Genomic DNA, 12,818 nt, shown 5'->3' on the forward strand with positions numbered 1-12,818 from the left:
GCCCTTGCCGCCGCGCGACTGGAGGCGGTAGGCGTCGACGTCGGTGCGCTTGCCGTAGCCGTTCTCGGAGACGGTGAGGATGAGGCAGGGGGTGAGGCCGAGCTTCTCGTCGAGCTTCTGGAGCTTGGCGGCGGCTTCCTCGGAGAGCGCGGGCGCGGCGGCGGTGTCGTCGGCGGCTGCGAGCTCGAGGGGCTGCGAGGCGGCGGAGTCGATGGCTTCGTCGATGGCCTTTTGGACCTGGGCGGCGAGGCCGGCGGCTTTGGCGCGCTCGAGGCGCTGCTTGTTGCGGGCCTCGTTGGAGGGGGTGACGGCGGCGCCGATGACGTAGTCACCCTTCTTGAGCGAGATGCCGCGGTTGCCGAAGGCGGGGCGGCCCATGGCGCGGAGGTCGCGCTCGTCGAAGCGGATGGCCATGCCGTCGTGCGTGGCGAGGAAGATGACCTGCTCGCCGTCGGTCATGCGGGCGGTGACGAGCTCGTCGTCCTTGTCAATGCCGATGGCGATGATGCCGCGGGCCATGACGTTGGAGAAGTCGCGGAGTGCGGTCTTCTTGACGGTGCCGTTGCGGGTGGCGAAGAGGACGTACTTGTTCTCTTCGGTGAGGTCGCGGACGGGGAGGATGGTGACGACCTTTTCGCCGGGCTGGAGGTCGACGAGCGAGGCCATGGCCTTGCCCTTGCCGGCGGCGCCGACGTCGGGGATCTCATAAACCTTGAGCCAGTAGACGCGGCCGGTGTTGGTGAAGCAGAGCAGATAGGCGTGCGTGGAGTCGATGATGAGCTGCGAGACGAAGTCTTCCTCGCGGGTCTTCATGCCCATGCGGCCGGTGCCGCCGCGGCGCTGCTGGCGGTAGGTGGAGATGGGCGTGCGCTTGAGGTAGCCGGTGTTGGAGACGGTGACGGCGACCTGCTCGTCGGCGATGAGGTCCTCGAGGGTGAGCTCGGCGGACTCGTCGATGATGGTGGTGCGGCGTGCGTCGCCGTACTTGTCGCGGATCTCTTCGAGCTCCTTGACGATGACGCGGCGGAGTTTTTTCTCGGAGGCGAGGATGGACTCGAACTCGGCGATGTTGTCGCGGACGAGCTTGAGCTCGTTGAGGATTTCGTCGACGGAGAGCTGGGTGAGGCGGTAGAGCTGCAGTTCGAGGATGGCGTCGATCTGGCGGTAGGAGAGGATCAGCGTGCCGGTGGAGTTGCCTGCAAGCTGCGCGGAGACGCTGCCGCCGGCGAGGTCGATGCCGTACTTGGCAGGGTCGAGCGAAACGCCCTTGATCTCAGTGCCGCGGAGCGTGATGCGGCGATTGGAGAAGAATTGGAAGAGGTTCTCGCGAGCGTCGGCGCGGCTGGCGGACTGACGGATGATCTTGATGACGGAGTCGAGATGGTCGAGCGCGATCTGCTGGCCGAGCAGGATGTGTTCACGGTCGCGGGCCTTGTTGAGCAGGAAGGCGGTGCGGCGGCGGACGACGTCGATGCGGTGATCGATGAAGGCGTGGATGGCCGCGGGGAGCGAGAGCTCCTTGGGCTGATTGTTGTGCACAGCCAGGAAGATCATCGAGAAGCTTTCCTGCATCTGTGTGTGCTTGTAGAGCTGGTTGAGGACGATCTCATGCTGGGCGCCGCGCTTGAGTTCGATGACGATGCGCATGCCGTCGCGGTCGGACTCGTCGCGCACGTCGGAGATGTCGTCGATGATCTTCTCGTTGACGAGCTCGGCGATGCGCTTGATGAGGTTTGATTTGTTGACCTGGTAGGGAATCTCGGTGGTGATGATTGCCTGACGGCCGCCGCTGATCTGCTCGAGGCCACACTTGGCGCGCATGATGAAGCGGCCGCGGCCGGTCTTGTAGGTCTGCGCGAGATTGCCGCGGCCATAGAGATAGCCGCCGGTGGGGAAGTCGGGACCTTTGACGTGATCGAGAACGATCGCGAGGTCGGGGCGCGCGTCGGACTTTTCCTTCTGGATGAGCGCGATTGTCGCGTTGAGGACCTCGGTGAGATTGTGCGGCGGGATGTTCGTCGCCATGCCGACGGCGATGCCGGTGCTGCCATTGACGATGAGGTTGGGAATGCGTGCGGGAAGGACGCTCGGCTCGGTGGTGGACTCGTCGTAGTTGGGGACGAAGTCGACGGTTTCTGAATCGATGTCCGCGAGCATCTCGCCGGCGAGGCGCATCATGCGGCTTTCGGTGTAACGCATGGCGGCGGGCGGGTCGCCGTCGACGGAGCCGAAGTTGCCCTGGCCGTCGATGAGCGGATAGCGCAGCGAGAAGGGCTGCGCGAGACGGACCATCGTGTCGTAGATGGCGGAATCGCCGTGCGGATGGTAATTACCCATCACGTGGCCGACGACCTTGGCCGACTTGGTGTACTTCTTGTTGAACTGCAGGCCCATCTCCTGCATGCCGTAGAGGACGCGGCGATGCACGGGCTTGAGGCCGTCGCGGGCGTCAGGCAGGGCGCGGCCGATGATGACCGACATCGAGTAGTCGAGATACGACCGGCGCATCTCCTCCTCGATGTTGATGGGCAGAAGCTGCAGGGCTCCGGGACCTGTGGGCGCGCCGGGGCCGTCTCCTCCGCCGCCAGGAGGCGGGTTGTTGGAGTTGGCGTCCTGTGCGCTGGGTGGGTCGTTGGGGTTGGAGCCGAGGGGGAGCTGGTTCTGGTCGTCAGGCATCGTCACGCAAACTTTCTATGTATCGTCACCTCTTATTATAGGCGTTTTGCAACGTTGATAGCGGCAGGTGCCGGTGTGGATACGCGACGCAGAATGAGCAACTTGCAGGCAGAGAAAAGGGGCGCCCGAAGGCGCCCCGAAGTGGGTGTGTAATGGATGAGATTAGAAGTAGAATCTTGCGCCGAGCTGCGTCTGACGTGCGTTCGCGGCGGAAGTGATTTCGCCGAAGGCGGTATTGGCGCCACCGACCTCCCAAAGTGAACTCGGGTTGTTGAAGCTCGTGTGGTTGAAGACGTTATCGCTTTCCATGCGGAGCTGCAACCTCATGACACCATCGTTGGAAAGGATGAAGTTCTTCGCGAGAACGAGGTTCGTGTTGTTGGCCCCCGGCCCGTGATACGGGTTGCGATGCACGTTACCGAAGCTGCCGATCGGTTCGTCAGTGATGAAGCCGTTGTTGGCAAACCACTGGCCCTTTGCGGACAGATTGCGTGGGTTGGTGCGAACGAGCGGACCCGACTGAACAGGAACGTCCGGGCAGGCGTAGAAGCTGTAGTTGGGCGAGCACCAGAGCGAGCGCCCGGTGGTGCCAGCATAGGAGATGTCATACGGCTCGCCGGTGTTCAGCGTCAGGATTCCGCTGATCTCCCAGCCTGAGAGCGCGAGGCTCATTGGACTGAAGGCGCTGCCATGAATCAGGGGTGAGGTATAGACGGGCGAGAAGACAAAGTGATGACGCACGTCGTAGGTCGAATCGCCGTAGTTCAACGACTTCTGGAACTGGTTCCAAGCTCGCTGACCACTGTTGCCGAAGCCGCTGTTCTCGAAGCTCGACGCATCGTCCATCGCGTGAGCGTAGGTGTAGCTGGCCTGGAACTGCAAGCCATGGGTAACAGCCTTGGTGATGCTTGCCTGTAAAGAGTTGTAGTTAGAGCTTGCGTAGGAACCTACTTCGCCGATCTCGATGAAGTTGGGGTTGTTTCCAATGGTATGGCTTGGATAGACACCCGATTGCGAATTGCGTTGTGCAACGCAGCTCGGATCGGCGACGCAGGCCGCGTGACCTGCGGCTGTCTCGTAATCGCCCTCATAGGTGACCTGATTGTGCTTGCCAAGAGCACCTACGTAGCTGAGGCGAGCCACCATACGCGAGGGGAGTTCACGCTCCACGGAGAGTTGGAAGTTCTCCGAGTAAGGGGCACGGAAGGATTGATCGTAGCTGCTGATGTTGAAGACGGGCTCCAGGCTGCTCCAGGCGATGCTGGATCCGCGGGACGGAGCGACATAAGGGAAGCGGTTGTTCTCACTCGTCTGGCTGAGAGGTGCGCCAGTCGGGTCGTTGCCACCGTTGATGTCCACGAACGGATTCACGACGGAAGGAGTTCCGCCGAAGTCATTTGCGCCACCGCTCTGGAAGCCGAAGGGCGGCGTGCCGAGGGTCTGGAGCGAACTCTCTTCCTCGGTGCGGTCGTAGTAGATACCAAAGCCGCCACGGACGGAGAACTTGCCGGGCTGGCCGGAGATCCAACCGAGATCGGGTGCCCAGGCGAAGCCGAAGCGCGGGCCGAGTTCGCCCCAGTGCTTCACAGCCTGACCTGAGTTATAGCAACCGGGGTCTCCGGGGAACGCCATGTTGGTGGGCGCGCCAGGGAAGATATTCGATTTTTCGCCGACGATGAAGCAGGCAACAGCCTCGCCGCCGTACTGATGATTCATCATCGGGGTATCCATCGAATACCCGAGACCATAGTTGAGCGTAAGTGTGTTGGTGACCTTCCACGAGTCCTGCGCAAAGACGTAGTTCAGGAAGGCCGTTGCCGCGATCAGGTTGCCGGTGCCCTGCGCATAGGTGTCAGGGATGCCAAGGAGGTAATCGAGGAAGGCGTCGCCGGTCGAGTAGGCACCGTTGGTGTCGAACGAGTATGCGCCGCTATTGCGAGCATCGAAGAGGTTCCACACGGAGAACTTGCGACCGTCATAGCCGAACTTAAGACTGTGGTGGCCGAAGCTCTTGGTGAAGTTGTCATCGAGCTGGATAACCTGATCGATACGGGGCTGCGGTCCGTTTGTTGTACCGCCGATGGAAAAGCCCCCCGGCGAACCGCCGTTGACCGAGATGTTGGGCAGGGTCGCATTGGTTGTGTCGTTTGGCGTGATGCTGAAGCCAGCGGAGCTGGGCAGCATGACCTGCTGCGGCTTGCCCGTGTTGTAGTTGAAGCGGGTGTAGTGGGCCGACAGATCGTTGACGGCCGTCGTGCTTAGTTGACGCACGTAGTCGACGGTCCACTGCTGGATGTGCTCGATGCTGCCGTCGCCGAAGCCGGGGAGCGTCGCGCCGCTAAAGGGAACGCCTTCAAGAAGATTCTGGCTCAGATAAAGTCCGAGGACAGTGATCTGGTTCTTGGGGTTCAGGTTGTAGTCGACGCGGCCGATGTACTGGTTAGCGGTCGTGTTCTCAGTAGCGTTGAGGGTATAGAACGCGCCGTTGTTCGCGGCTGGAACGTACTGCTTGGCGAGCTTCGTGGTCAGCGCGTTGAAGGCACTAGTGGGAACGTAACCGGCGGCGGCGGATCCGCGAGCGCTGTCCAAGCAGTCGGCCCATGTCTCCCCGGTGGTGCAACCCGGGATGCTTATGGAGCTGGGAATTGGATTCGTGCTGAAGTTTCCGACGTCCGAGCTGAAGTTGCCCGCGAGTTGATTCGAGGTGAGAACCGTGTTGTTGTAAGTCCCCTCCGGTACGCGCTGATGCGTGCCCTGATACGCGCCGAAGAAGAAGAGCTTGTCCTTGAATACCGGACCACCGATGGTGCCACCGAAGATGTTCTGGTGGTAGGGGCTGATGACGTCAATTCGCTTGCCACCAGAGAACTGCTTCTGGAAGAAGCCGTTCGTGTTCAGGAAGGTATCGCGATAGTACTCAAAACCAGTGCCGTGGAAGCGGTTAGTACCCTGCTTGATGGTCGCAGTGACGATGCCGCCCGAGTTGCGGTCATACTCCGCATTCAGCGGACCGTCGATCAGGTTGAATTGATCGATCGCGTCGAGGTTCGGGACGAACACGATGGTGTTGAGCGCGATGTCGTTCGTGTCGGCGCCATTGATCAGATACTCAGACTGCTGTGCCTGAGCGCCGCTGACGGAGTAGGTGCCGGAGAAGCGCGTGTCGGTCGGCTGGACGCCAGGAAGTGTAGTTTCGAGCGCCGTGAAGTTGCGGCCGATGAGCGGCAGCTCTTCCATCTGTCCGGAGTTGACGATGTTGTTGAGCTGCATGTCGGTCGTGTTGACCTGGACGGCGTCGGCGGCGACCTCAAGGGTCTCGGTGGTGTTGCCGACCTGAAGCTTGACCGGCTCAACATACTCCTGATCGATGTTGAGGACAATGCCGGTGGCGGTGAAGCTGTTGAAGCCGGGTGCGCTGACCGTGATGCTGTAGGTGCCGACCGGGAGCTGCGGGAAGAGATAGTCGCCGGTAGAAAGGCTCTTCGTGGGGTATTTGACCCCGGTGGCGATGTTGGTCGCCGTGACGGTGGCGCCGGGGACGACTGCGCCCGAAGGATCCGTAACGGTTCCCTTGATGCGGGCATTTACGTCTACTGCGTGGGCCGGGAATGCAAGAAACGCCAGTACGAATGCGAAAACCAGCGTCGACGAGACGCTTCGAAACTTAGCCAAAGACATGAATTTCTCCAGAACAGTTCTCCCTACGAGCTATTACTGTCGTTGTACGCAATTTTGGTGCCAAACCAAAAGGGTCGGGGGTCGACTCATAAGTTATTGAGGATTCGGGACACGATGGGATGGAACCTATGAATTTCTGGAGAAATTTGGGGTCGGGTTTCCGCTCAATGGGATCATGACCAAAAATAAAGGGCGCCCGAAGGCGCCCTTTTTAGGTCGTTGCGGTGTGTGCGGGATGGTTAGAAGTAGAACTTCGCGGCGAGCTGGGTCTGACGGGCCGGATAGGCCGAGTTGGTGGAAGTAATCTGGCCAAACGTTCCAGTCGGCGTACCACTGGAGTTGAAGGTGGGCGTGGCGCTGGGATTAGCGAAGTTGGTGTGATTGAAGACGTTGTCGGATTCCATACTGAGACGCAGACGCCGGAGTCCGTCAGACGACATGTTGAAATTTCTCGCGATAATCAGGTTGGTATTGTTGATCCCCGGACCATGGTAGGCGTTCCGTCCTTCGTTGCCGAAGGTACCGATGGCCTCCGGGGTAACGAAGCCGGTGTTGTAGGCAAACCAGCCTGTGGCAGTGGCTGTCTGGCTGGGGACGTCGTTGGCTCCGACACGCACGCGCGGGTTGAGACGAACGAGTGGGCCGACTTGGTTCGGGACGTCGGGGCAGGCGTAGAACGAGTTGCTGCTGGAGCACCACAGGGAGTTCGACGAGCCGCCGGCGTACGAGATGTCGTACGGAAAGCCGGTCGCCAAAGTCATGATGCCGGTAATCTCCCAGCCTGACAATGCTAGGTTCTTCGGGCTGTACCAACTAGACCCGTGCAAAATGGGCGAGATATAGATTGGGGCAAACACGAGGCGCTGACGCGCGTCATACGACGAATTGCCGTAGTTGAGGGCTTTATCGTATTGGTTGTAGCCACGGCCACTGGAGCCGAACCCGGAGTTCTCAAAGCTGGAGCCGTCGTCAAGTGCGTGCGAAAACGTATAGCTCAACTGGAACTGCAGACCGTGCGTGTAAGCCTTTTGAACGCTGGCCTGCAGGGCGTTGTAGTTTGAGCTTCCTTCGGACGCGTCTTCGCCAATGCTGGTAAAGCCAGTCAGGCCGGTGTTCGGATCAACGCTTCCCCAGGCGGTGTTCCCCGGGTAGAGTTTCATCTGGTTATTGGCGTTCGTGTTTACGACGTACGGGTTGGCGCTCGGTGCTGAGCAGGCCGGATTGGCAAGGCAAGCTGCGTGTCCGGCGGCTGTCTCGTAATTGCCTTCGTAGTCGACCTGATTGCGGTGGGCGAGCGAACCAACGTAGCTGAGCCGCGCAACTACCTTTGCTGGAAATTCACGCTCGAGGCTGAGCTGGAAGTTCTCGGCATAGGGAGCACGGAAATTTGGCGCGTAGGTGCTCTTTGAGACCGGCTCCAGCTTGGCCCAGTTGATAGGCGCACCGGGCGTGGGGAAGGTGTACGGGAACTTGTTCGCGTAAACCGTACCGGAGTTGATATCCACGTAAGGGTTGCCGAATTCGGGAACGAGAGTCCCAGTGGTGGTAGTGGAGTAGTCATTAACTCCAGTCGAGGTGAGACCGAACGGTGGTGTGGTGAGAGTCTCGAGCGAGCTCTCCTCCTCGGTGCGGTCGTAGTAAATGCCGAAACCGCCACGGATGGAGAACCTGTGAGCGCCACCAGAGAGCCAACCGAGACTGGTCGGCGACCAGGCGAAACCAATGCGCGGACCAAACTCGCCGTAATGCATGGTTGCCGTGGCGCTGGTCGAGCAGCCGGGGTCGCCCGGATAATTCAGGCCCTTCGGCGCGGTCGGGAAGACGGTGGACTGCTGGCCGCCGATAAGGCAGATGACCGCCTTGCCCTGGTACTGATGCTCGCGCAGAGGTGTATCGAGCGAGTAGCCCATGCCGTAATCGAACGTTAAGCTGTCGGAGACCTTCCAGGTGTCCTGCGCGAAGAGATAGTTGAGGAAAGCATCGGCCTGGATGGTAGCGCCGGAACTCTGGGAGTAGCTAGCCGGAATTCCGAGCAGGAAGTCGAGGATCGGCACGCCAGTGCTGTAGGTGGATGTTGACGTGAAGCTGTAGCTTCCGTTGTTGCGTGCGCTGAACGGATTGGAAACATTGAAGCGGCGACCGTCATAGCCGAACTTGAACGAGTGGTTTCCAATGACCTTGGAAACGCTGTCACCAAGCTGGTAAACCTGGTCGATGCGAGGCTGCGGGCCATTGGTGGAAAAACCAAGAGTAAAGAAGCCGGAGACGCTCATGAGCGGCAGGCCTTCGGCCGCCGTGTTCTGTGGGCTGATCTGGAAGCCGGCGCTCGAGGGAGAGACGGGATTCTGTGGAAAGACCGCCTGATAGTTGAAGCGTGTCCAGTGGACCTGGAACTCGTTTACGGTCGACGCGTTGAACTGATGGACATAGTCGAAGGTGTATTGCTGGGTGTATTGCGTACTCACGTCGCCGAAGCCAGGGACAGTGGCGCCGGTGAATGGCAGAGTTTCGGGTGCGACCTGGTGCTGGTACACGCCGACGAACGTGAACTGATTCGTCGGATTCAGCGCAAAATCAATGCGTCCCATCTCCTGATCAGCTTTGGTCGTTACAACGGGGTTGAAGTTGTAACCGTAGGTTCCGCTGTTGGGCGAGGGGACATAAGCCTTGATCATTGCAACGGAAATGGGATTAAAGGCCGACGTCGGCACCACGCCGTTTGTTCCGGCGGCGCCGAGGCAAACAGACCAAACCGAACCCGGAGGGCAGCCTGGAATGCCAGTAATCGTCGCGGGCACCTTGGCGGTGCTGAAGCTGTAGTTGAATTGATTGCTGGAAGATTTCAAGAACTCAGAGAAGTTGCCGCCCAGATTGTTGGCATCAGGGACATAAATTCCTGTGCCGCCGGCCTCTGGAACGACCTGGCGAGTGCCCTGATAGGCGCCGAAGAAGAACAGTTTGTCCCTGAAGATGGGGCCGCCGAGGGTGCCACCAAAGACGTTCTGGTGGTACTTTGATACGGTCTTCAGCCCGGTTGACGGGCTGTATTGAAAGAAGCTTGCGGTGTTCAGAAAAGTGTCGCGGTAAAACTCAAACGCGTCGCCATGGAAATGGTTTGTGCCTTGTTTTATCGTCGCGCTCACGATGCCGCCCGAGTTGCGGTCGTACTCGGCATTCAGAGGACCTTCCAAGAGATTAAACTGGTTGATCGCGTCCAGATTCGGCGTATAGGTGAGGGTATTCAGCGCAAGATCATTTGTGTCGGCACCGTTGACGACGAACTCAGACTGTTGCGTCTGAGAGCCGCTGGCAGAGTAGGTGCCGAAGCGATCACTGGAAGCCTGTACGCCGGGCTCGATGAGCTCGAGGCCAGTGAAGTTTCGGTTGATCAGCGGCAGCTCAACCATCTGACTGGAGTCAACAATGTTGCCGAGCTGCATGTCCGTGGTGTTGACCTGGACAGCATCGGCGGCGACTTCGAGGGTTTCCGTGCGGTTTCCGACCTCGAGTTTGACGGGCTGCACGTACTCCTGGTCGATGTTGATGATGATGCCGGTAATGGTGAAGGCTTTGAAGCCCTGGGCGGAGACCGAGATGCTGTAAGTGCCGACCGGAAGCTGCGGGAAGAGATAGTTGCCGTCGGAGAGAGTCTTGGTCTCGAACTTGACCCCAGTCGCTGAGTTTGTGGCTGTGACCTGGACGCCAGGCAAGACGGCGCCGGAGGGATCGGTTACGGTGCCCTTGATGCGGCCGTTCACGTCAATCGCGCTGGCGGGAAGGGTGGCAAAGGCAAGAAGGAAGACGAGAAGAAGAGACGACAGAATGCACCGCAGCCTAGAAAGATCCATGGTTCTTTCTCCAAGAGGTGAGGCAGATGGTTGCTTGTCGCGGTGTATTAGCACGTTGAATTCCAAACCTTGGAATAAAAGATTTGGCCGGAAATCGCGCAGTTGTGCCTCTGGAGCTGTCTGACTTCTATGAATTTGCGGAGAATTTCTATAGGTTTTTTGTTCGCTGGGCGACTTAAGTACGTGTCGATTCTGTCATTTGCGGTGGCGTTGACCGATTGAGTACTCCTCTCAGATTTGAAGGCACGTTCGCAGAGCTTTTATCAGGCGTTCCTAGTGGTGCCCCAGGATTGGTGCAGATACACCGGTTTTCCTGGAGGCGGACGCGATGCAGGCGAAGACCCAGATCTCAAGCCTTTGGAAGGATGGCGCGGCAGCGGAGCCGTACCGCACGGGCGTGTCGCTGCACAGCCATACGAGCTGCTCGGAAGAGAGCTTGAAATTCGTGCACATGTTTGTGAGCGCGCTTCCGGGAGCCGACTGGCTGGTGCGGCGGTATGAACGCGGATGCCGGAAGAACCACGGGCTCGAGCTTGATTTTGAGCGCGCGTTCTGGCGGCCGCCGCTGTTGCCCAGGATGGCGTTCGACCTGGAGGCAGGGCAGATTCGCGGGCTGGGATTGGAGCCTCTGGTTTCAATTACGGACCATGACACGATTGAGGCGCCGATGCTGCTGCGTACGGTGCCGAGTGCGCGGCATATCCCAGTGTCGGTGGAGTGGAGTGCGCCGTTCGGTGACACGGAGCTTCACCTGGGAATTCACAATTTGCCGAGCTCAGACGGAGCTGCTTGGATGCAGCGCTTTGCGGAATACACCCGAGAGGCGCTGGAAGCGCGGTGCTGCGAAGAGGAGTACGGCGCGCGAGTGGAGTGGATGGACGCGCGGCTGATCGCAATGGTGCGCGAGCTGGATGGGACAGCGGGAGTGCTGGTGGTTTTCAATCACCCGGCGTGGGATTTGCATGAAGTCGGTGAAGCGACGCACCGGCGGGAGGTAGCCCGGTTCATCGAGGCGGCCGGCGATGCGATTCATGCGGTAGAGCTTAATGGGCTGCGGCACGCGAAGGAGAACCGCGAGGTGATGCGGATGGCGCGCGAGACGGGCCATCTGATGATTTCCGGCGGCGACCGGCATGGCCTGGAGCCGAATGCGAATGTGAATCTGACGAACGCACGGAACTTCCGCGAGTTTGTGGATGAGGTGCGGATCGAGCGCCGCAGCCATGTGTTGTTTATGCCGCAGTATGCGAAGCCGTGGGAGGGACGGATCCTGCAGTCGACGCTGAATGCGGTGACGGATTTTCCGGAGTTCATCGAGGGCTGGCAGCGGTGGGATGAGCGCGCGTTTCATCCGGATGCGCAGGGAAATATGCGCTCGCTGAAGGAGCTTTGGGAACGGGCTCCATGGCCGCTACGTATGGCTATAGAGACGGTGAAGCTGGGACGGAGTGAGGTTTTGCGGAACGGACTGAGTGCGGCGCTTCGGGTGAGCGACTCGATGCCGCTGGAGATGGAGCTTCAGTAAAGAGGACCGGGGGCGCAGAATGGGATGGATTGCTGCAGCGACGGTAGCGTGGATTGGCGTGGATGTTGTGTCGGCGTGGGATGCGATGTACGCGGCTGTGATGGTGCGCGCGAAGCGGATGCTGGTACTTCAGCGAGTAGTGAATAGTGAGTAGTGAATAAGACAACTACCAAACTACTTCCAGCCCTACACATGACGATTCCCGACGAGAGCAGTGCGCAGGTGACTGGCTCTTGCTTTATTCACTATTCACTACTCACTGTTCACTCGTACTTAGCTCCCGGATATCGATGTGCTCGCGCGTGAAGGGCCGCTTGAAGAAGGTCGTCCAGAAGTAGTTCACCGCGTAGCGGAAGGCGATGGTAAGCATGCCTTCGTGCTTGAGGCGGCGCGCGGAGGAGAGCATCTTCAGGTCGAAGGTGAATAGGACTTTGCCGACGGCATGAAGGCGGCGCGCGATGTCGGTGTCCTCGCCGTAGAAGGTGATGGAGACGTCGTAACCGCCAATGGCCTCCAGCGCAGCGCGGCTGAGGACGAAGTTGCCGCCCTGCACCATGGAGCCCACGCGCAGGATGTACTTGTTGATCCCATAGGTGAGCCACGCGATGAGATAGAAGACGCTCACGAGGCGGCGCTGCGAAGACGTGAGGTCGTAGTAGACGAGCGGGCCGGAGAGCGCGACGAGTTGAGGATGATTGCCCTCGTGGTCACGAAAGGTGCGAAGGACATTCTCGACCCAGCCGGGCGTGAGGCGGGAGTCCGAGTCTACGTTGGCGAGGAGCGATCCTGTGGAGGCGAGGAAGCCGGCCTGCCGTGCGAAGGGAAGCCCCTTGCGCTGCTCGTCGACGAGGCGCACGCGCGCATCCTGCATGGCATACCGGAGCGCGATCGCGCGGGTGCCATCGGTGCTGGCGTTGTTGACGACGATGATCTCGGTGAGGTGCTCAAGGCCGCGGGTCTGTTCCAGGATGGAATCGAGACAGGCACCGAGGTAGGCCTCTTCGTTGTACGCAGGAACCACGAAGCTCAGGAGCATGCCGCTACGCTAGCGAAGGTGTGTGACAGTAGGTTCAATTTCGCGCAAGGCGTAC

6 protein-coding genes are annotated in these 12,818 nt (G+C 59.8%); 2 read left to right on the plus strand and 4 right to left on the minus strand.

Going from position 1 to position 12,818, the window contains the following annotated elements; genetic code table 11:
* From gyrA to VGU25_10150, 3 genes are all read right to left on the minus strand, one after another.
* A partial coding sequence (gyrA, locus tag VGU25_10140; GenBank protein ID HEV2577558.1) for a DNA gyrase subunit A occupies nt 1-2,676 on the minus strand: 2,676 nt, incomplete at its 3' end.
* A gap of 162 nt (nt 2,677-2,838) precedes the next feature.
* Nucleotides 2,839-6,354, minus strand: coding sequence for a carboxypeptidase regulatory-like domain-containing protein (locus VGU25_10145; protein ID HEV2577559.1), 3,516 nt, complete (start codon nt 6,352-6,354; stop codon nt 2,839-2,841).
* Nucleotides 6,355-6,593: 239 nt separating this feature from the next.
* Nucleotides 6,594-10,202, minus strand: coding sequence for a carboxypeptidase-like regulatory domain-containing protein (locus VGU25_10150; protein ID HEV2577560.1), 3,609 nt, complete (start codon nt 10,200-10,202; stop codon nt 6,594-6,596).
* A gap of 328 nt (nt 10,203-10,530) precedes the next feature.
* On the opposite strand from VGU25_10150, the gene VGU25_10155 reads away from it, so the two are divergent.
* Complete coding sequence (locus VGU25_10155; protein ID HEV2577561.1) at nt 10,531-11,727, plus strand: hypothetical protein; 1,197 nt, start codon at nt 10,531-10,533, stop codon at nt 11,725-11,727.
* Between the two features lie 19 nt (nt 11,728-11,746).
* On the plus strand, nt 11,747-11,881 hold the full coding sequence (locus VGU25_10160) for a hypothetical protein (protein HEV2577562.1): 135 nt from the start codon (nt 11,747-11,749) through the stop codon (nt 11,879-11,881).
* 102 nt (nt 11,882-11,983) lie between these two features.
* Here VGU25_10160 and VGU25_10165 read toward each other — a convergent pair whose 3' ends face one another.
* Entirely contained in the window at nt 11,984-12,763 is a 780-nt protein-coding gene (locus tag VGU25_10165) for a glycosyltransferase family 2 protein (GenBank protein ID HEV2577563.1), read from the minus strand.
* Nucleotides 12,764-12,818: the final 55 nt, after the last annotated feature.

This window comes from Acidobacteriaceae bacterium (assembly GCA_035944135.1).
Classification (GTDB): Bacteria; Acidobacteriota; Terriglobia; order Terriglobales; family Acidobacteriaceae; genus Granulicella.